General features: G+C 64.6%; 13 protein-coding genes and 1 tRNA gene. 8 read left to right on the forward strand and 6 right to left on the reverse strand.

Annotated features, from left to right (window positions below; all coding sequences use genetic code 11):
• Window positions 1–40 precede the first annotated feature (40 nt).
• A complete protein-coding gene (locus PCA_RS05795; protein WP_181301651.1) occupies window positions 41–1,144 on the reverse strand; it encodes a Glu/Leu/Phe/Val dehydrogenase dimerization domain-containing protein in 1,104 nt (367 codons plus the stop codon).
• A 470-nt stretch (window positions 1,145–1,614) separates the two neighbouring features.
• A complete protein-coding gene (locus PCA_RS05800) occupies window positions 1,615–2,070 on the reverse strand; it encodes an Lrp/AsnC family transcriptional regulator (RefSeq protein WP_181301652.1) in 456 nt (151 codons plus the stop codon).
• Window positions 2,071–2,828: 758 nt separating this feature from the next.
• Between PCA_RS05800 and PCA_RS05805 the strand changes: the two genes are divergently transcribed.
• From PCA_RS05805 to PCA_RS05830, 6 genes are all read left to right on the forward strand, one after another.
• Entirely contained in the window at window positions 2,829–4,727 is a 1,899-nt protein-coding gene (locus tag PCA_RS05805) for a TonB-dependent receptor (RefSeq protein ID WP_181301653.1), read from the forward strand.
• 60 nt (window positions 4,728–4,787) lie between these two features.
• Window positions 4,788–6,362, forward strand: a complete 1,575-nt coding sequence (locus PCA_RS05810) for a M61 family metallopeptidase (protein ID WP_181301654.1) — start codon at window positions 4,788–4,790, stop codon at window positions 6,360–6,362.
• Window positions 6,363–6,420: 58 nt separating this feature from the next.
• Window positions 6,421–9,423, forward strand: a complete 3,003-nt coding sequence (locus tag PCA_RS05815; protein WP_181301655.1) for a TonB-dependent receptor — start codon at window positions 6,421–6,423, stop codon at window positions 9,421–9,423.
• Between the two features lie 70 nt (window positions 9,424–9,493).
• Window positions 9,494–11,332, forward strand: coding sequence for a DUF885 domain-containing protein (locus tag PCA_RS05820; RefSeq protein WP_181301656.1), 1,839 nt, complete (start codon window positions 9,494–9,496; stop codon window positions 11,330–11,332).
• Between the two features lie 181 nt (window positions 11,333–11,513).
• Complete coding sequence (locus PCA_RS05825) at window positions 11,514–12,761, forward strand: M28 family peptidase (RefSeq protein ID WP_255436697.1); 1,248 nt, start codon at window positions 11,514–11,516, stop codon at window positions 12,759–12,761.
• 364 nt (window positions 12,762–13,125) lie between these two features.
• Window positions 13,126–14,508: an amino acid permease gene (locus PCA_RS05830; RefSeq protein WP_181301657.1), complete on the forward strand. Its 1,383-nt coding sequence runs from the start codon at window positions 13,126–13,128 to the stop codon at window positions 14,506–14,508.
• A gap of 95 nt (window positions 14,509–14,603) precedes the next feature.
• Here the strand turns inward: PCA_RS05830 and PCA_RS05835 are convergent.
• Window positions 14,604–14,678 (reverse strand) — tRNA-Val (locus tag PCA_RS05835).
• Between the two features lie 97 nt (window positions 14,679–14,775).
• Here PCA_RS05835 and PCA_RS05840 point away from each other — a divergent pair.
• Window positions 14,776–15,117: a lipid-A-disaccharide synthase N-terminal domain-containing protein gene (locus PCA_RS05840; protein ID WP_181301658.1), complete on the forward strand. Its 342-nt coding sequence runs from the start codon at window positions 14,776–14,778 to the stop codon at window positions 15,115–15,117.
• A 4-nt stretch (window positions 15,118–15,121) separates the two neighbouring features.
• On the opposite strand, the gene metH is transcribed toward PCA_RS05840, so the two are convergent.
• From metH to PCA_RS05855, 3 genes are all read right to left on the reverse strand, one after another.
• On the reverse strand, window positions 15,122–17,881 hold the full coding sequence (metH, locus tag PCA_RS05845; RefSeq protein WP_255436698.1) for a methionine synthase: 2,760 nt from the start codon (window positions 17,879–17,881) through the stop codon (window positions 15,122–15,124).
• Window positions 17,882–17,987: 106 nt separating this feature from the next.
• On the reverse strand, window positions 17,988–19,091 hold the full coding sequence (locus tag PCA_RS05850) for a homocysteine S-methyltransferase family protein (protein WP_181301660.1): 1,104 nt from the start codon (window positions 19,089–19,091) through the stop codon (window positions 17,988–17,990).
• A gap of 10 nt (window positions 19,092–19,101) precedes the next feature.
• Complete coding sequence (locus PCA_RS05855; RefSeq protein ID WP_181301661.1) at window positions 19,102–20,031, reverse strand: metalloregulator ArsR/SmtB family transcription factor; 930 nt, start codon at window positions 20,029–20,031, stop codon at window positions 19,102–19,104.
• 197 nt (window positions 20,032–20,228) lie between these two features.
• On the opposite strand from PCA_RS05855, the gene PCA_RS05860 reads away from it, so the two are divergent.
• Window positions 20,229–21,389 (forward strand): acyl-CoA dehydrogenase family protein, encoded by a 1,161-nt coding sequence (locus PCA_RS05860; protein WP_181301662.1) that lies wholly within the window; start codon window positions 20,229–20,231, stop codon window positions 21,387–21,389.
• Window positions 21,390–21,429 lie beyond the last annotated feature (40 nt).

The following is a 21,429-nucleotide window of genomic DNA, read 5'->3' on the forward strand; positions in this document are numbered from 1 at the left end:
CCTTGCGGCGGTCTCTTGCGGCAGCGCGTACGGAATCGCCTCACTGGCCGCGCATGCGGCCCTGGAAGCGGGTGCCGCCGTTGCCCATGTGCGGCAGCTTGATCTTGCCGATGGCGCTGATGCGCTCTTCGGCGAGACGGTCGGCGGCCTTGTAGGTTGGCACGTTCTGGGTCTTGCTGATCTCGAAGATGCGGCCGAGGTTGTGGTAGATCGTGCGCATCATGCGCATGGCGCGCTCGCGGTTGTAGCCGTCGATCTCCAGCGACACGTTCATCACGCCGCCCGCGTTCACCGCGTAGTCGGGGGCGTACAGCACGCCGCGGCGCTGCAGTTCGTCGCCGATGGCGTCGGTGGCGAGCTGGTTGTTGGCCGCGCCGCAGATGATCTTCGCCTTGATGCGGTCGATGGTCTGCTCGTTGACGGTGCCGCCCAGCGCGCAGGGGCTGTAGACGTCGGCGTCCACGTCGTAGATGTCGTCCAGGGCCACGGCTTCGCAGCCCAGCTCGTCCACGCAGCGCTGCACGGCGTCCTTGTTGATGTCGGTGACGAACACCTTGGCGCCCTGTTCACGCAGCAGCTTGATGAACTCGCTGCCCACGTGGCCGCAGCCCTGCACCGCGAAGCTGTACTTGCCGACGTCCTCGTTGCCGTGCTTGAAGTGCAGCGCGGCCATCAGGCCCTGCAGGGTGCCGAACGCGGTGAACGGCGAAGGGTCGCCCGAGCCGCCGTGCACCTGGTGCACGCCGGTGACGTACTCGGTCTCGCGGAACACGTGTTCCATGTCGTTGACGTCGATGCCCACGTCCTCGGCGGTGATGTAGCGGCCGTTGAGCGAGTTGACGAAACGGCCGAACGCGCGGAACAGCGCCTCGGACTTGTCCCTGGACGGATCGCCGATGATCACCGCCTTGCCGCCGCCCAGGTTCAGGCCGGCCACGGCGTTCTTGTAGGTCATGCCGCGCGACAGGCGCAGCACGTCGTTGACGGCTTCCTGCTCGGTCTTGTACGGCCACATGCGCAGGCCGCCCAACGCGGGGCCCAGCACCGTGTTGTGGATCGCGATGATGGCCTTGAGGCCGGCGTCCTTGTTGTGGCAGAAGACGACTTCTTCGTGACCCGTGTTGGCGATGGTTTCGAAAATCATTGGTACGGCGACTCCATGGAAAGATGCCCCAGGCATCAATGGATGGCGGCATCGCAGCGATGGCCGCCGGGGAACAGCAACGACATGAGCGCGGCTTCCCCAAATGGGGCAAGGCTGCAGGCACAGTCGCCCATTCTAGTACGGTGACCTGTTCCGGACGTGCGGCGACGCAGCAACACGGCTTGCAGATACGCGGTTTGAGGGTGCTCCTCGGTCGAATGGACCAGGGCCGCGTCGATTTACCGCCGGAGCCATTCGTGTCGCGGTGACGGGATTGCGCCCAGGCGCCGCCCAGCCGACAGGTGCAAAGGCTTTGTGGTTGCTACGTGTCCCGGTCCCGGGGCGGGCAACGAGATGATCAGGCGCACGTTTGAGGTGAAGCAAGCGATTGAAACCATTGGCGAGCGAAGCCAAGGGCAGCGGCTTGAGCGTCGCGGCCTGAAAACCAAAGTCCCGTGCCGGAGGCCCATCTACATCAGGGGCAGGGCTGTGGAGCGCTTGATCCGTTCGAGGACGATGCTGGAGCGCACGCTTGCCACATCGCCTTTCCCCAGGATGTGTTCATTGATGAGTTCGGTAAAGGTCGTCAGGCTCTTGGTGATGATGTGGAGCAGATAGTCGACATCACCGGTGAGGGAACAGAAGTCGACCACTTCGTTGATGTGGGCCATCCGTTGACGAAAGCTTGCGGCAGCCCCGGCCACATGCGTGGTGAGAGCGACCATTACATAAGCCTCGACATGCAGCCCCAGCTTCGCCTCGTTGAGGATGGATACCTGCCGGACGATGAATCCCTCCTGCTGAAGACGTTGCAGGCGGCGGGAGCATTGCGAGGGCGAAAGATTGATGCGCTCGGCTATCTCGGCATGCGACAGGGATGCATCTTCCTGCAGTGAGGCCAGCAGCTGTCGATCTATCTTGTCCATGGCGCCCGATCATGCATGGGCGGCTGGATACCCCACAACAGCACTTAGGGCCGTTGCAGCGGGGTGGCAAGTCTGATAAGCGCATGATCTTGCAAATCTGGAACGCCACCCTTTTTGCGGGGAAGGAATGGTGCGGCGCACGAACGACTTGTGGCCATCGGATACCGCGTTCTTGCACGTTTTTGCCATTCGATGCGCGTGTCGCGCATGAGTCATATTTGATCCGTAACAAATTGCGGACATCGCGCATGAACGTTTCGGTAGGATGACTACAGCCTTCGGGGACGAGGCACGGCAACAGACAGGGGATAGGTACGTCGCGGTCGCACTTCCACGCATACGCGAGGGTGAGGGCCGGAGTTTGTCCGCAGGAAGCGACGGGTGTTGTTGGCGGGCAGATCGCTCGGCTGGTCGTGAACGCCGCCATGGTTGTACCGACATGGCCGGGCTTTCACTCGGCTGCTGGTTCGGGGCGTGCCACATGGACCGGCATGTGTATTGGTTGGAATACCACTTGAATCATATGCACGGCGGTGACACAGCGAGATGCACGTCAGAATGAATCAGCCGCACGCCCGTCGACTGGGTGAAGTCGTTGCGACGGTGACCGCACCCGAGTAGGGCGTCGCCGAATTTGCCAGATCCATTTGTGCTGCGCGCCGCAGGGCTGCGCTGTAGGGGGAGTTTTGCGCAAAAGAACCAAAAATGGCCCCGAGCAACGCCCGCGGAATGTCGCGAATTCAAAGCGGCTATGCGTCGTGCCGCTTCTTCTTGCCGCGTGTCTTGGCCCCGACATTGCCTGCGCCCAGCGCACCCAGGCCAATCCCACGGCATCGGCGGACGACGCCTTCGGAACCAGCGTCGGCGACGAGAGCGTCGGACTGTACAGCTCGGGCTCCGTCCGGGGCTTTTCGCCTGTTTCGGCGGGAAACATCCGTGTCGAAGGACTGTACATCGATCGGCTCGGAGGGTTCAGCGACCGGCTGATGGAAAGCAGCGCGATACGGGTGGGTATCGCGGCGCAGAACTACCTGTTTCCCGCCCCGACCGGAATCGCCGACTACAAGTTGCGGCCGGCCGGCGACAAGCGGGAGGTCAGTTCGAGGCTGGGCTACGGCCCGTTCGGCAGCCAGGCGATCGAGTTCGACGCCAGGATCCCGGTGCCGGATCACGATCTCGGCTGGGCCTTCGGCGCCGGAGGTTACAGGGACGAAGTGGCAAACGGCTCCGCTTCGAAAACCGTTTCCTATGCGGTGATTCCCTACTGGACACCGACGGAGAAAATCAGGATCACTCCGCTGTTCAGCAGCGTGATCACGCTGGGAAAGAAGCCCTCGCCGGTCTACATCAGCCTGGGCAACCGACTGCCGGGTTCGGTCAGGCGACGACACTACATCGGACCGTCGTGGGCGAATGGAAGGACCGCGAACACGAACTACGGCGCGATTGCGCGCGTGGGGTTGCCCGCCGACCTGCAACTCTCCGCGGGCTTGTTCCGGTCGGTCCTGAAATCCGAAGACTCGGTTTCGTATCGCCTCGCCGGCGTGTCGGGAGACGGTTATGCCGACCGGACCGTATCCGCCGATCCGGTGCAGAAGACGGTGTCGGACAGCGGAGAGTTGCTGGTCGGGCGCGAGTGGAGGAGCGGAGATCGCATCCGGCACAGCCTCCACGCGTCGCTGCGGGCGAAGCGCCGGACGAACCTGCACGGTGGCGGCGAGAGCTTCGCGTTGGGGAGGTTTTCCATTCAGGCTCCCGATGCCTCGCGCAAACCGGCGTTCTCTTTCCATGCGCGGGAGAAGGAGTCGATCAGCCAGTTCGGTGCCGGGATTTCCTATGGGGCGAGAATCCGGGACTGGGCAACGCTCGATGTCGGGGTGCAGAAGGTCGAGTACGAAAAGCGCATCGAGGCCGACGGCAAGGCGAGCAGGGACGCGCCCACCTTGTACAACGTCGCGGCGACCTGGCGTCCGGCAAAGTGGATCACCGCATACGCCAGCCGTACCAAGGGCCTGGAGGATGCCGGGTCCGCGCCCGATTACGCGATAAACCGGGCACAGGTGATGCCGGCCATACGCACGACGCAATGGGATGCCGGCGTGCTCTGGCGACCAGGCTTCGGGTTGCGGGTGGTGACCGGCTACTTCAACGTCAAGAAGCCGTACCTCGATCTGGATGCGAACGGGGTCTACGGCGTCACCGGCGACGTCACGCACAAGGGATTCGAGGTAAGCCTTTCGGGCGACGTGCGCGAAAGCACTTCGCTCCTCCTGGGTGCGGTGTTCATGGATCCATCCGTGACGAGTACCGGATACGACGGCACCGGCAAGACGCTTCTGCCGGTGGGGCAACCCAGGACGAGCGTGACATTAAGCTCGACGCATGCCCTGGCGCAAATGCCGAATCTGTCCCTGAATGCATCGATCAATTACTACGGCCGCAAATACGCCGACCAGGCGAATGCGGTGGAAATCGGCGGTTACACGCAGATCGACCTTGGCCTCAGGTACCGATTCGAGATCGGCAGGTCGAAAGCGATGTTGCGGTTTCAGGCGACCAACATAACCGACAAGTTCAGCTGGCGCGTGCTCGGCAGCAATGTCTACGACTTCAATTCGCCGCGGTCGTACGGGGTGTCGCTGATCGTCGATTCGTGAAAAGCGGCATGCGCCGCGGAGTTCCGGTGTTCCTTTCTCAATAGAGAACTGGGGGTTGTCATGAAATTCGTGCAGGGATTTGTTTTGGCCTTTGTTGTCGCTCTTTTGCCGGTGCACATGGCGTGCGCGGCAAATGGGCAAAAAAAGACACAGGCGGTCGACCAGGCAAAACCGTCCATCGAGTATGTGATCCATGTCAAGGATATTCCGGGGCAGATCGTCGAAGTGGACGCGACGTTCCCGGCAAGCGGGGCCGACACTACCCTGTATCTTCCCGTCTGGACGCCGGGTTATTACGTAAAAGAGGATTACAAGAAGAATGTCGTGCGCATCAATGCGTACGACAAGAGCGGCAATGAACTGAAAATTGCCGACGCGGGCGGCAATCGCTGGACGGTGGCCACGCCGGGAATCAAGGAACTGGTGGTCAGGTACGCGCTTCTGGCCAAGGAGCGCTCGGTTTCCAGGAACGAGTTGACCTCCAGCTACCTGGTGCTCAACGGTTCGGCCACGTACATCACGGTCAAGGGCGAAGAGTCGCTCGCGCGGGTCGTCGTTCTGGATCTGCCGAAGGGCTGGAAGAACGCCACCGGACTCAAGAGGGTCAAGCACGGCCACTCGTACGGCTACCTGGCGGAGAACTACGAGGAACTGGTCGACTCGCCGATCATGGCGGGCGACCTGGAGATACTCGAGTTCACCTCGATGGGTACGCCGCATCTGATCGCATACAACCGCGGCGCGGTTGCGGTGGACAATGAGAAGGTCCGCTCGAACCTCAAGACGATGGTCGACGAGACGCGGAAGTTCTGGCACGCGAAACCGTGGCGGAAGTATGCGTTCCTGCTGGCCTTCAGGAATTCCGGTGGCGGACTCGAGCATGCCCATTCAACCCTGGTGAACCTCAACCCGGAGAGGTTCTCGACGGCTGCCGGGTACGACTCCTTCCTCGCCTTGCTGGCCCACGAGTATCAGCACTCGTTCAACGTCAAGCGGCTGCGCCCGCTGGAGCTTGGCCCGTTCGACTACGAATCCACGCCGACCGTGTCCACCTTGTGGATATCGGAGGGGCTCACCTCGTACTACAGCAATCTCATGCTGAAGCGGAGCGGCCTGATCGGCACCGATGGATATCTCGACATGCTGTCGAAGCAGATCAGCGCCCTGCAGAACTCCCCGGGCAGGCTGAAGCAGTCCCTTGCCCAATCGTCGTTGGGCGTCTGGTCGAACAGCAACTCCGGCATCGGCGCATCCGACCAGACGGTGAGCTATTACATCAAGGGCGAGGTCGCCGGCTTCCTGCTGGACGCCCATATCCGGAAATTGACGGATGGCGCGGTCAGTCTCGACGACGTCATGCGCGCGGCTTATGCGAAGTACTCGGGCGACAAGGGGTTCAGGCCGGAGGACTTCACCGCGGTGGCCGAAAGCGTGACGGGACACCCGTTGAAGGACTGGTTCGACAAGGTCGTCGAGTCTCCGGTCGAAGTCGATTATTCCGAGGCCCTCGGATGGTACGGGCTCGACCTTCAAAAGGCAGAGGAAAAGGGCAAGCAGAAACTGACCCTTTACGTGCTGAAAAACCCGAGCCAGAAGCAATCCGCACAAAGGCTGGATTGGCTGGGGCGCAAGTGAAATGGCAGCCAGACCATGTCTGGTAGTTGGTCGCACACAATCTGCGGGGAGATGAGGGATGATTCAGCAGTCGCAAAAGCACATAGCGCGCAACGTCCCGGTGCGGACATTGCTGACAGTCGCCATGTTGGCGGCGTTGCATGTCGGTTCCGCAAACGCGCAAAGCACCACCGGGTCCTTGACCGGCGCCGTTCCGGAAGAGGTAACCAGCGTTGTCATCCGGAATGACAGCGGGTACTCGCGCGAAATCAAGGTGGAGGGAGGCCGCTACCAGGTTTCCCAACTCCCGCTCGGCATCTACTCGGTCACCGCCAAGAAGGGCGAGGCCGTCTACGAGGTCAGGGACCGGGTGCCGCTGACCGTGGGCACCAGCACGGAAATCTCGTTCCTCGGCAACGTCAAGACCTTCAGCGCGGTGCAGGTGTCCGCCGATCCGCTGGCGAACGCCATCGACGTCAGCAGCGTCGATTCGCGTACCGTGGTAACGGCCGACCAGATCGCGAAGCTGCCGATGGAGATGACCTCCGAGGCGATCGCGCAGCTGGCGCCCAGCGTCGTCAACAACAGTGGCGGCTTCAAGAGCCCCACGGGGCAGTCGCTGGTTTCCTTCGGCGGCTCGTCGGTCAGCGAGAACGCTTACTACATCAACGGCCTGAACACCACGGACCCCTACAACAACCTCGGTGGCCTGACGCTTCCGACGGTCGCGATCAGCCAGCAGGAAGTGTTCACCGGCGGCTACAGCGCGAAGTACGGGCGCTCGTCCGGCGGCGTGCTGAGCGCGGTCGGCAAGCGCGGAACCAAGGAATGGAAGTTTGGTGTGCAGTACGCGTGGGAGCCCGGCAGCATGCGCGGCGATTACCGGAACGTGCGCTACCCGGCCAACGGAGGCATGTTCCAGCCGCGGAGCAAGGACAAGCTGGATGCCAATGTCGCCAGTGCCTATTTCGGCGGCCCGCTGATTTCGGACCGCCTGTATCTGTTCGGCGCGTACGAACTGCGCAAGGAGAGCGGCGTCACCGTCAACAACGTGGAAAGTTCGAACAGCTACGTCTCGTTCTACGACCGGCAGCCGCGCTGGTACGGAAAGCTGGACTGGTACGTGAGCGACAACCACATCGTCGAGTTGACGGCAGCTTCGAGTCGCCTGAAAACCTACGGCAACATCTACAACTACGACTACGAGAGCCTGGACCGCGAGAACTTCACGGCCCAGGACGACGTGATCAAGAGGGGCGGCGATATCTGGAGCGCCCAGTACACCGGCTATCTGACCAACAACCTCACCCTGTCGGCGCTGTACGGAAAGCAGGACACCCAGAACTACGACGGAATCCCGGGCTACAACCCCAACCTCACCTACGTCCAGGGCCACACCTTCCAGAATCCCTTGCTGACGGGTGGCAGCCCCATCCGGAATGCGCAGACGGTTTCCTCCGTGTTCAATCCCGGCCGCGGTGGCAACATGGAGAACCTGCGGATCGACCTGAACTACCAGGCGGGGACCCACGGCATTACCGTGGGCGTCGACAACCAGAAGGCCGAAGCGGTCAAGCAGGGTCGCATGACGTCCGGCCCCGGCTATTACTGGATCTACGGCAAGACCGATCCGAACGTGCCGATCTCCTCTGGCCTGGGCGTCCCCGCGACGTCCGGTTTTCCGAATGGCGCGGGCGGCTACTATGTCCGCAAATACGTTTTCAACCAGCTGGCAAACATCCGCTCCGAGCAGACCGCGCAGTACGTCGAGGACAACTGGCAGGTCAACAACAGCCTGCTGCTGAACCTCGGCCTGCGGCTGGACCAGTTCACCAACTACAACTCGGCCGGGCAGTCATACATCAAGCAGTCCAGCGGCCAGTGGGCTCCCCGCCTCGGCTTCAGCTGGGACGTCCTGTCCGACTCCACGTTCAAGGTGTTCGGCAACGCCGGCCGCTACTATCTGGCTTTGCCGCTGGGCCCGGCGCTTACCGCCGCCGGCGCGCTGGAAATCACCTCCACGTACTACACGTACGGGGGCATCAATCCGGACGGCACGCCTGCGGGCTTGTCCCAGATGTCGGGAGCCGTATCTCCCAACGGCTACTACGGGATACTCCCGGATGCCCGCACCGTCACGTCGCAAGGCATGAAGCCGTCCTACCAGGACGAGTTCATCCTCGGCTTCACCAAGGCCTGGGACTCCGCGTGGGTATACGGGGCGAAGGCCACCTTCCGCAGCCTGCGGACGGGCGTCGACGACTACTGCGGATTCGACCGGGTGGTCGCCAAGGCTGCGTCGCTGGGCTACACCGTCACCGGCGAAAGCAACCCGCTGCATTGCTGGCTGATGAATCCCGGCCTCGCCAACACGTTCAAGCTGATCGACACCTCGGGCAACCTGGTGACGGTTCCGATGAATGCCGCCGAGATCGGGCTGCCGGAATACAAGCGCAAGTACTACGGGCTGAACTTCCTGCTGGAGCACCCCTTCGACGGCAAGTGGTATGCGCGCCTGGATTACACATTCTCGAGGAGTTACGGAACGGCGGAAGGCCAGGTGATTTCCGTCACCCAACAGGCGGCCACGTCGACCACCTCGAACTGGGACTATCCGGAGGTCATGGAGCACAGCAACGGCCCGCAGGCCAACGATCACACGCACCAGATCAAGCTCTACGGCTACTACCAGTTTTCCCCGGAATGGCTGGCTTCATGGAACATCAGCGCGGTTTCCGGCGCCCCGAAGGTCTGCCTCGGATCCTATGGCGCCAATCAAGCCGACCCGAACGGATTCCACAACGAGTACCGGTACTGTTTCGGCGAACCTTCGCCGCCTGGCAAGTACGGCCGGCTGCCGTGGGTGAAGCAGTTGGATCTTGCCGTGACCTACCGCCCCGATTTCGCCGGCGGCAAGCTCGCATTCAACGCGAGCATGTTCAACGTGCTGAACGCGCGGGCGGTCACCTGGCGGCATCCGTACTCGGAAATCGATCCGGGCACGCCTGACCCGCTTTACGGTGCGGGAGTCAATCAGCAGGCGCCGAGGTACGTGCGCCTCAGCATGAGCTACGACTACTGACGATGGGGCGGCGGGCCCGGCCCGCCGCCCGAGTCCCAGCGTTGTTCGCGCCCTCAACGAGATCCAGACAATGAAGAGTCCGAATATCAGGCTCGCCGCGATGGCGGCGGGCATGTGGGTTTCTCTTGGCATGCCGCCGGCCGCGATGGCGGCGCCGCACGCGTCGCCGGCTGCAGTGGATGCCGCAAGCAGCGAAGCGGCCGGCAAGGCCGCCAGGCTCGACCACCTTTACGACGAATACTGGGAAGTGCTGTTGAAGCGCGAACCGCTCACTGCCACCTTCCTGGGTGACTCGCGCTACAACAATCTCCTCCCCAACACCTACACCGCCGAGTATCGGGCGGAGACGCTGGCGTTCCTGAAATCCTGGCGCGGCCGCGTGGCCGCAGTCGGAGAGTCGGGCTTGTCGGGCCAGGACCTGATCAGCTATCGCCTCTTCCTGGAGGAAATGGACCAGCGGATCGAGGGTCAGCGCTTCAACGACTGGCAGCAGCCCTTCAGCCAGTTCGGCAATCCCGCCACGAACCTGGCGTCGCTCGGTTCCGGGGTGAGCAGCCAGCCGTTCAAGACGGTTGCCGATTACGACAACTGGCGGAGCAGGGCGGCGAACATCCCCGTCATATTCCGCCAGCTCGAGCAGAACGCGCGCACGGGCATGGTCAACGGCATCGTCCAGCCGAAGGCCTTGATGCTCAAGGTTGTCGACCAGCTCAACCAGCATGTGGTCGGCAAGGCCGAGGACTCGGTGTTCTGGCGGCCGGTGCGGAACATGCCGAAGTCCATCGATCCGAAGGACCGGAAGCGCATCGAAGCCGAATATCGGCAGATGATCGAGCAGACGATCGTTCCAGCCTACGCACAGCTGCGGAATTTCATCGCCAAGGAATACGTGCCGGCCGCACGGAGCACGTCCGGCCTGTCGGCGCTACCCGGCGGCACGGAGTGGTATGCCTTCAAGGCGCGCAGTTCCACCACGACCGACCTCACGCCGGACGAGATCCACGCCATCGGCCTGAAGGAAGTGGACAGGATCCACGGCGAGATCCGCGAGGTCATGAAACAGACGGGCTTCCAGGGCCCGATGCACGACTTTTTCAAATACGTGCAGGAGGACAAGCGCTTCCGTTACGCGTCCGAAGCGGACGTGCTCGGCAATTTCAACGCCATCAGAAAGGTCGTCGACGGACACGTCGGCACTCTGTTCTCGATCAAGCCGAAGGCGGCATTCGAAATCAGGCCGTTCGAGGCATTCCAGGCGAAGTCCGCGCCGTCCGCGGCGTACGTCGAACCCAGCGCGGATGGCACGCGTCCGGGCGTTTTCTACGTGAACACCAGCAACCTGTCCGTGCTGTACCGCTGGGACGCCGAATCGCTGTACCTGCATGAGGCCATCCCGGGCCATCACTACCAGGTCGGCTTGCAGCAGGAGCTTTCGAGCCTGCCGAAATTCCGTCGCTTCGGCGGAGAGACCTCCTACGCCGAGGGCTGGGCGCTGTATGCCGAGTCCCTGGGACGCGACATGGGGCTTTACCGCGATCCCTACAACTATTTCGGGCGCCTGCAGAACGAGCTGTGGCGTGCCATACGGTTGGTGGTGGATACCGGTCTGCACCGCAAGGGATGGACCCGGGAGCAGGTCATCAAGTACATGCTCGACAACTCTGCGGAGAGCGAAGCCAACGCCATCGTGGAGACCGAGCGCTACATGGCGATCCCCGGTCAGGCGCTTGCCTACAAGATCGGCGAGATGAAGTTCCGCCAGTTGCGCGCGAAGGCCCAGAAAGAGCTGGGGCCGAAATTCGACATCCGGGCGTTCCATGCCTGCGTGCTCGAGGACGGCGCGGTGCCGCTCGATGCGCTCGAAACGATTGTCGATGCCTGGATCGAAAAGACGAAGCATTCAAGCTGAGGGGAAAAACATGACTTCACGCCACATGCCGGGACGCTCGCGCCCGGGCACAGCGATCTTGCTGGCGGCCGCGATCCTGTTTGCCGGGGTTGCAGCCGAGTCGAAAGCCGCCAAGGTATCCGCCGAGTCCGAAAGCACGGCGCGGCAATTGATCGAGCAGGGCCTCAAAGACGATCTTGCGATGAACCTGATCGAGTCGTTGACGACCGAAGTGGGCCCGCGGCTTGCGGGCAGCGAGGCAGACGCGCGGGCCGTGCAATGGGCCGTCCGGAAGTACCGCGAGCTCGGTTTCGACAAGGTCTGGACCGAGCCGGTGACCTTCAGGAACTGGGAGCGCCGTTCGGAGGGCGCGGAGGTGCTGGGCGAACATCGCCAGAAGCTGGTGGTGACGGCCCTGGGGGGAAGTCCCGGCGGAACCGTGGAAGCCGAAATCGTCCGCTTCGGCAGCGTGGACGAGTTGCGCGCGGCGCCTGCGGGCAGCCTGTCCGGGAAGATCGCGTTCGTCGATACGGTGATGGGGCGGTACAAGGACATGACGGGATACAACGGCGTTGGCTCAGCCCGCAGCCAGGGCCCTTCCGTTGCGAGCCAAAAGGGCGCCGTCGGTTACCTGATGCGTACGGTCGGAACCAACTACAGCCGGGTGGCCAACACCGGAATGACGTCGTTCGGCGAAGGCGTGCAGCCGATTCCCGCCGCAGCGGTGGCGCTGCCGGATGCCGACCAGCTTGACCGGTTGCTCAAGAAGGGGCCGGTACGTGTGAGGCTGGCGCTCGATTGCGGGTGGGGCGGCGAGGTGACGTCCTACAACGTCATCGCCGAGATCACCGGATCGAAGACGCCACGGGAATGGATCCTGCTCGGCGGTCACCTGGATTCCTGGGACATGGGCACCGGCGCCGTGGACGATGCCTCCGGCATCGGGATAACCGCCGCCGCGGCGAAGATGATCGCGTCCCTGCCCGTGCGCCCGAAGCGTTCCATCCGCGTCGTGGCCTTCGCCAACGAGGAACGCGGCCTGATCGGGGCGAGGCAATATGCCGTCGCCCACGCGGCTGACGTGGCGAAGCATGTCCTTGCGCTGGAAAGCGACTCGGGATCGGGACGCCTTTATGCGTTCAACTACAGCTCCGCCGCGGAAGGCGGCCCGTTTCTGGAGTCGATGAAGAACCTGATGGGCACGCTCGGGATCGAACATGCCGGCGGCGCAGGCGGACCTGGTCCCGATGTCGTTCCCATGGCCGGCAAGGGCGCTGCCTGGGCCTGGTTCGGGCAGGACATGACCCGGTACTTCGACCTTCATCACACGGCCGACGACACCTTCGACAAGGTGGATCGCCAGGCCATCCGGCAGAACGTCGCCGCATTTGCCGCACTGGCCTACATGGCCGCCCAATACGACGGCAGCTTCGGGTCCGCGAAGAAATGAGCATGCCGCGGGGCGAGGCCGGGCAAGCCTGCGTTGAAGGCTGCCGTCGCATCGACGGCTTCGCCCCCGATGAATGCCTGGTGTCTCCAGTTGCCGAGGGCGGCTGGCTTGGCGAGGCCGTCTCTGTTCCCCCACCCCTCCGGTTCCGCCGGGGGGCTTTTTTCATTGCGCGCGGACTGTTCCCCGATACCCGATCGTCGCCCGGCCGTTGAGTCCCCGGGCGCCGGGTCGACTGCGTACGCAGAAGCGCGCCCATCGGCCTGCCGGGCAGCCGGCTAGGACAGCCTGCCCGGACATCGCCCCAATGCATGCCGGTCGAGGTTTCGACGGCGGGTTCCAGCCAGCGCATCCACAGGTGAAATGCATGAACCAGAATTTGCAGCGCCGCCTGCTGCCGCGCCACATCACCTTCATGGCGCTGGGCATGGCCATCGGCACCGGCTTGTTCCTGGGCTCGGCCAGCACGATCCAGATGGCTGGGCCCTCGGTGCTGTTCGCCTACATGATCGGTGGCCTGATGATCTTCATCATCATGCGGGCGCTGGGCGAGATGGCGGTGCACGACCCGGTGGCCGGTTCGTTCAGTAGCTATGCGCATCGCTACCTGGGGCCGTTCGCGGGGTACGTCACCGGCTGGAACTACTGGCTGCTGATGGTTGGCGTCGGAATGGCCGAAAGCACCGGTGTCGCCATCTACATGCACCTGTGGTTCCCGGATATTCCCCAATGGGTCTGGGTGTTGGCCAGCGTGCTGATGATCGGATCGCTGAACCTGATGACGGTGCTGGTATACGGCGAGATGGAATTCTGGTTCACCATGATCAAGGTGGTGACCGTGGTGCTGATGATCCTGGGTGGAGCCGGCATGATCTGGCTGGGCTGGGGCAACGGCGGGCAGCCGATGGGTCTGGGCAACCTGTGGAGCTACGGCGGCTGGTTCCCGCACGGAGTGACGGGCATGGTGCTGGCGTTGCCGGTGGTGGTGTTCGCCTTCGGCGGCATCGAGACCGTGGGCATGGCCGCGGCCGAGGCAGCGCAGCCGGAGCGCACCATTCCGAGCGCGGTCAATTCGGTGTTGTGGCGCATCCTGATTTTCTACGTGGGCGCCTTGTTCGTGATCATGGCGATCTACCCGTGGAACCAGATCGGCACCCAGGGAAGCCCGTTCGTCACCACCTTCGACCGGCTGGGCATCGCGCATGCCGCGGGCGTGATCAACTTCGTGCTCATCACCGCGGCGTTGTCCGGCTTCAACAGCACCACCTTCAGCGGCAGCCGCATGCTTTACAGCCTGGCCACGAAGGGGCAGGCGCCGGCCGCCCTGGCCAGGGTGAGCGTGCATGGCGTGCCTGTCCGCGGCGTGCTGCTCACCCTGGCCTGCCTGCTGGTCGGCGTGGTGCTGAACTACCTGCTGCCCAGACGCATCTTCGAGATGATGATGTCCATCCTTTCGTTCAACACGGTGTGGACTTGGGCGATGGTGCTGATCGCGCACTTCAGCTTCCGCCGGCGCTCCGGTGCAGGGGCGTTTCCGCTGCGCGGTTGGCCATGGACCGGCGCCGCCTGCCTGCTGTTCCTGTTATTCGTGGTCGTGATGCTGGGTTATCGCCCGGATACACGGATAGCGCTCTACGTGGGTGGCGCGTGGGTCCTGCTGCTCACCGCCACCTATTTCACGTGGGGTCCGGGCAACCCAAGGAGGGAGCGGGAAGGGTGTTCCGCCGCGGTTTCGCCGGGGGAGGGTTGAACCAGACGACAGGCAGGGGCACGCTCCGACATCGCAGCTTGTCCGTACAACGAAAAAGGCCACCCTTGCGAGGTGGCCTAAATCGTTGAATCTATTGGTGGGCGGTACAAGGATCGAACTTGTGACACCTGCCGTGTGAAGGCAGTGCTCTACCGCTGAGCTAACCGCCCGCCGGAAGCGCGCAACTATACGGGGCGGGCGCTGTCAGGTCAACCGCGGCGGGGCACTCGCGTAGAATGCCGGCTCCCCCATCGAGCGGTTCCCGCCATGTCACACCTCATCGATCATGTCCTGCAGGCGCTGGGGCAGTTCCATTTCACGACGTGGAAGGTGGTCGGCCTTGCCGGCACGCTGCTGTTCACCGCGCGCTGGTTCGTGCAGTTCTACGCCACCCGCAAGCATCGGAAAGTGGTGGTGCCGATGATGTTCTGGTACCTGTCGGTGAGCGGAAGCGCGCTGACCCTGGCGTACTTCGTCTGGGGCAAGAACGATTCGGTGGGCATCATCCAGACGGCGTTCCCGATGCTGGTGTCGATCTACAACGTGATCGCCCACATGCGCGAGCACCGGAAGGAGACGGTGGTGCCGGGCGGCCCGGAAGAGAGCTGAGCGCTCACTCCGGGTCGTAGTCGAGGTTGGAAGCCAGCCAGCGCTCGGCTTCCTCGCGGGTCCAGCCCTTGCGCTTCGCGTAATCCTCCACCTGTTCGCGGCTGAGCCGGCCGACCACGAAGTACTGGCTGCCGGGGTGCGAGAAGTACCAGCCCGACACCGCGGCGGCGGGATACATCGAGAAGCCTTCGGTGAGTTCGATGCCGGCGTTCCTGGTGGCGTCGAGCAGGCGGAACAGCGTGGTCTTCTCGGTGTGGTCGGGGCAGGCGGGGTAGCCGGGGGCGGGGCGGATGCCCTGGTATTGCTCCGCGATCAGCGCATCGTTGTCGAGCGTTTCGTCGGGTGCGTAGCCCCAGAACTCGCGGCGCACGCGCTGGTGCATGCGCTCGGCGAAGGCTTCGGCGAGGCGGTCGGCCAGGGCCTTGAGGATGATCGATGAGTAGTCGTCGAACTCGGCGCGGAAGCGCTCCAGGTGTTCCTCGATGCCCAGGCCCGCGGTGACCGCGAAGCCGCCGATCCAGTCGGGCTTGCCGAAGGGCTTCGGCGCGATGAAATCGGCGAGGCAGAAGTCGGGGCGTTCGGCGGGCTTGTCGGCCTGCTGGCGCAGGTGGTGCAGGGTGGCGAGCGGTTGCGTGCGTGCGGCGTCGGCGTAGATCTCCACGTCGTCGCCGATGTTCGCGGCCGGCCAGAAGCCGATCACCGCGCGGGCCTTCAGCCACTTCTCGGCGACGACCTTGTCCAGCATCTTCTGCGCGTCGGCGAACAGTTCGCTGGCCTGCGCGCCGACCACCTCGTCGGTGAGGATGGCGGGGTAGTGGCCGGCGAGTTCCCAGGCCTGGAAGAACGGCGTCCAGTCGATCGTCTCGCGCAGCTCGGCGAGGCTGTAGTCGTCGAACACGGTGATGCCGGGCTTGAGCGGCTGCGGCGGTGCGTAGCTGGCCCAGTCGCAGGCGAAGCGCTGGCCGCGGGCGTGTTCCAGCGTCACCAGCTTCTTGCCGGGGCCGCGGTGCTTGTGGCGTTCGCGGATCTCGGCGTATTCGGCGCGCACCTTGGCGAGGAAGCCGTCGACCAGATCCTTCGACACCAGCGACTGCGCCACGCCCACGGCGCGCGAGGCGTCCTTCACCCACACGCAGGCGGTGCCGTAGTTCGGCTCGATCTTGATCGCGGTGTGCGCGCGCGAGGTGGTGGCGCCGCCGATCAGCAGCGGGATGGAGAAGTTCTGCCGCTTCATCTCCTTGGCGACGTGGGCCATCTCCTCCAGCGAAGGCGTGATCAGGCCGGAGACGCCGATCATGTCCGCGTTCTCCGCGATCGCGGCGTCGAGGATCTTCTGCGCCGGCACCATCACGCCGAGGTCGACCACCTCGAAGTTGTTGCAGGCGAGCACCACGCCGACGATGTTCTTGCCGATGTCGTGCACGTCGCCCTTGACCGTGGCCATCACGATCTTGCCGTTGGACTTGCCGGTGTCGCCGCTGCGCTTCTTTTCCTCGTCCATGAAGGGCAGCAGGTAGGCCACCGCCTTCTTCATCACGCGGGCGGATTTCACCACCTGGGGCAGGAACATCTTGCCGGCGCCAAACAGGTCGCCGACCACGTTCATGCCGTCCATCAACGGGCCTTCGATCACGTCCAGCGTGCGCGTGACGGTCTGGCGCACTTCCTCGGTGTCGTCCACCACGTACTGGTCGATGCCGTGCACCAGCGCGTGTTCCAGCCGCTTGCGCACCGGCAGTTCGCGCCAGGCCAGCGCGTTCGTGTTGTCCTGTTCGCGCGCGCCCTTCTTGTGCTTCTCGGCGATCTCCATCAGCCGTTCGGTGGCGTCGGCGCGGCGGTTCAGCACCACGTCTTCCACGCGTTCGCGCAACTCGGGCTCCAGTTCGTCGTAGATCGCGAGCTGGCCGGCGTTGACGATGCCCATGTCCATGCCCGCCTTGATGGCGTGGTACAGGAACACGCTGTGGATCGCCTCGCGCACGGTGTCGTTGCCGCGGAAGGAGAACGACACGTTGGAGACGCCGCCGGAGAGGTGCGACAGCGGGTAGCGCTTCTTCAGCTCCTTCGCCGCCTCGATGAAGTTCACCGCGTTGTCGGCGTGCTCCTCGATGCCGGTGGCGATGGGGAAGATGTTGGAGTCGAAGATGATGTCTTCGGGCGGGAAGCCGATCTTCTCGGTGAGCAGCCGGTAGGAGCGTTCGCAGATTTCCAGGCGGCGCGCCACGGTGTCGGCCTGGCCCTGTTCGTCGAACGCCATCACCACGGTGGCGGCGCCGTAGCGCAGGATTTTCCTGGCCTGGTCGAGGAACACCTCCTCGCCTTCCTTCAGCGAGATGGAGTTCACCACGCCCTTGCCCTGCAGGCAGCGCAGGCCGGCCTCGATCACGCTCCAGCGCGAGGAGTCGACCATCACCGGGATGCGCGCGATGTCGGGCTCGGCGGCGATCAGGTTGAGGAACTTCACCATCGCCGCCTCGGCGTCGAGCAAGCCCTCGTCCATGTTCACGTCGAGGATCTGCGCGCCGCTCTCCACCTGCTGGCGCGCGACTTCCACCGCTTCGTCGTAGCGGTCTTCCTTGATCAGCTTCTTGAACTTCGCGGAGCCGGTGACGTTGGTGCGCTCGCCCACGTTGACGAACAGCAGGTCGGGCGTGATGACCAGCGGTTCGAGGCCGGAGAGACGGGTGTGGCGGGGGGTCATGGTGACTTTTTTGTGTGGGGCATCTCTCCGCGGCGGGGGGGCGACTGAAGTGAAGAGCGGCAGTGCGCCGTGTGGCGGAGTGAAGCGTGTGCGGAAGGGATTCCCGTGCCGGCACGGCCTCTCACCCCGGCCCTCTCCCCGAAGGGGAGAGGGAGGAAGGCGGGGGTGTTCACGCGGCTTCCCGCTTTTCGCCGGGCAGCGCGCGTGGCGGGCAGTCGCGCACGGCGTCCGCGATCGCCTTGATGTGGGCCGGCGTGGTGCCGCAGCAGCCGCCGACGAGGTTGAGCAGGCCGTCGCGGGCGAAGCCGGCGATCACGCCGGCCATGTGCTCGGGCGTCTCGTCGTATTCGCCGAAGGCGTTCGGCAGGCCGGCGTTGGGGTGGGTGCTGACGCGGCTGTCGGCGATGTCGGCCAGCACCTGGATGTGCGGGCGCAGGTCGTCCGCGCCCAGCGCGCAGTTGAAGCCCACCGACAGCGGCCGCGCATGGCATACGGCGTAGTAGAACGCCTCGGCGGTCTGGCCCGAGAGCGTGCGCCCGGAGCGGTCGGTGATGGTGCCGGAGATCATCACCGGCAGGCGCGCGCCGCGTTCCACGAACAGCGTGTCGATCGCGTACAGCGCGGCCTTGGCGTTCAGGGTGTCGAAGATCGTTTCCACCATGAGGATGTCGGCGCCGCCGTCGATCAGGCCGCTGGCGGATTCGGTGTAGTTGCGCGCCAGCTCCTCGAACGTGACGTTGCGGAAGCCGGGATCGTTGACGTCGGGCGACAGCGAGGCGGTGCGGCTGGTGGGGCCGAGCACGCCGATCGCGAAGCGCGGCTTGTCGGGCGTCAGCGCGGTGAACTTGTCGCAGGCGGCGCGGGCCAGCCGGGCGCCTTCCAGGTTCAGTTCGTGCGCGAGATGCTCCAGCTTGTAGTCGGCCTGGCTGATGCGGGTGGAATTGAAGGTGTTGGTTTCCACCAGGTCGGCGCCGGCTTCGAGGTAGGCCTCGTGCACGCCGCGGATGATCGCCGGCTGGGTCAGCGTGAGCAGGTCGTTGTTGCCCTTGAGGTCGCAGCCGGGGTGGTCATGGGCATGGCCGTCGTGGTGGTGCCCGTGAGCGTGCGCACCATCGTGGCCGTGCTCGAAACGCTCGCCGCGGAAGCCGGCTTCGTCCAGCCGATGGCCTTGCAGCATGGTGCCCATGCCGCCGTCGAGGATGAGGATGCGTCGGGCGAGCGCGGCTTCGAGCAGCGCGACGCGTTCGGGGTGCAACCAGGGCAGGGTGCTCATCGGTGGTTTCTCACTTGTTCTTCTGCGCGAGCAGGCTGATGACTTCGAAATGCGGCGCCTTGCGTTCGCGGCTGATGCGGTCGCAGCTGAGCACCTGCAGGCGCGCGGCGGTCGCGCAGTCCCGCAGTTCCTCCTCGGTGAAGCCGAGGTTGCGGTGGTCGAACGGTTCCACGGCGGCGCGGTGGTCGTGCTTGCCCAGCGTCACCGCGAGCAGGCGGCCGCCGGGGCGCAGCAGGCGCGCGGCCTCGGCCACCGCCTGGGCGGGGCGCTCGGCGTAAGTGAGCGCATGCAGCATCAGCACGAGGTCGAAGCGGCGTTCGCCAAGGTCGAGCGCATGCATGTCGCCCTGGCGCACTTCGACGTTGGGGAATGCTTCCAGGCGCTTTGCGGCGGCCTCGACCACGCGATCGCTGGAATCCACGCAGACGATGGAGTGCGCGTGCGGCGCCAGCAGCTCGGCGGTGATGCCATCGCCGGAAGCGATGTCCAGCACGTCGCCGGTGCCCAGCAGCTGCAGCAGCGCGCGCGCCAGGGTCTCCCAGGTACGGCCGGGCGAGTAGTGGCGCTCCATGTCGCCGGCCACGGTATCGGCCCAGCCGGCGGCGCGGGCGCGGTTGGCGAGCACGGCGGGCAGGCGGGCGGTGTCTTCGCGCAGCAGGGCGTCGTCGATGTTCTCGCGCAGGGACGCGATCAGCGCATGCTGGTGTTCGTCGCCCTCGCTGTTGGCGCGGTAATAGGCGGAGACGCCGGCACGGCGGTCGCGCACCAGCCCGGCCTCCTTCAGCTTGGCCAGATGGGTGGACACGCGCGGCTGCGCCAGGTGCAGCACTGCGGCCAGTTCGGCCACGGTGAGCTCCTCGCCTTCGAGCAGGGCCAGCAGGCGCACCCGGGTGGGGTCGGCGAGCAGGCGCAGCACGCTGGAGGCAGTGGCGAGGTCCATGGCTATCCTTTCATCGCGATAAAGCGATGCAAAGGTAGGGCGCGGGCGCGGAATCGTCAAGGGCAAGGCGCTGTCGCCCTTGCCGCGCCGGAGTGCGAATGACGAAAGCGGCGTTCTGCTGCACCCGCACAAGGTGCTGCGGCCAACCCGGCTAAAATGAGCGGCTTTTCATCATCATTTCGTCACCGGAGTCCCCCATGGATTTCAGCTTTACCGAAGACCAGTTGTCGATCCAGTCCATTGCCCGCGACTTTGCCCAGAAGCGCATCGCGCCGGTGGCGGCGGAGCTGGATGCCCGGGGCGAGTTTCCGCTGGACAACATCCGCGAGATGGGCCAGCTCGGCCTGATGGGCATCGAGGTGCCGCACGAGTACGGTGGCGCCGGCATGGACACGGTGGGCTACGTGTTGGCGATGATCGAGATCGCCGCCGCCGACGCCGCCACCTCCACCGTGATGAGCGTGAACAACTCGCTGTTCTGCAACGGCATCCTCAAGCACGGCACCGAGGCGCAGAAGCAGAAGTACGTGCGCGCGATCGCACAGGGCGAGGCGATCGGCGCCTATGCGCTCACCGAGCCGCAGTCCGGTTCCGATGCCTCGGCCATGCACACGCGGGCCTCGAAGAACGCGGACGGCGACTGGGTGATCAACGGCAAGAAGAGCTGGATCACCTCCGGCCCGGTGTGCCGCTACATCGTGCTGTTCGCGATCACCACGCCGGGCATCGGCGCCAAGGGCGTGTCCGCGTTCGTCATCGACACGCAGAAGCCGGGCTTCCACGCCGGCAAGACCGAACCCAAGCTGGGCATCCGCGCCTCGGCCACCTGCGAGATCGAGTTCACCGACTACGTGTGCCCGAAGGACGACCTGCTGGGCCAGGAAGGCAAGGGCTTCTCCATCGCGATGGGCGTGCTCGACGCGGGCCGCATCGGCATCGCCTCGCAGGCGGTGGGCCTTGCCCGCGCCGCGTACGAGGCCACGCTGCAGTGGGCGCGCGACCGCAAGGCCTTCGGCCACCCCATCGGCAGCTTCCAGATGACCCAGGCGAAGATCGCCGACATGAAGTGCAAGCTCGACGCCGCCACCCTGCTCACGCTGCGCGCGGCCTGGGCCAAGGGCGAGGCCGAGAAAAACGGCGGCCGCTTCGGTACCGAGGCCTCCGTTGCCAAGCTGGTCGCCTCCGAGGCGGCGATGTGGATCGCCCACCAGGCCGTGCAGATCCACGGCGGCATGGGCTACTCCAAGGAAATGCCGCTGGAGCGCTACTTCCGCGACGCCAAGATCACCGAGATCTACGAAGGCACCAGCGAGATCCAGCGCATCGTGATCGCGCGCAACGAGACCGGCCTGCGCTGAGCCGGCGGCCGGGGCGCCCAAGCAAAAAGGCCGGGATCCT

The sequence above is a fragment of the Rhodanobacter sp. PCA2 genome (genome assembly GCF_013620825.1).
Taxonomy (GTDB): Bacteria; Pseudomonadota; Gammaproteobacteria; order Xanthomonadales; family Rhodanobacteraceae; genus Rhodanobacter_A.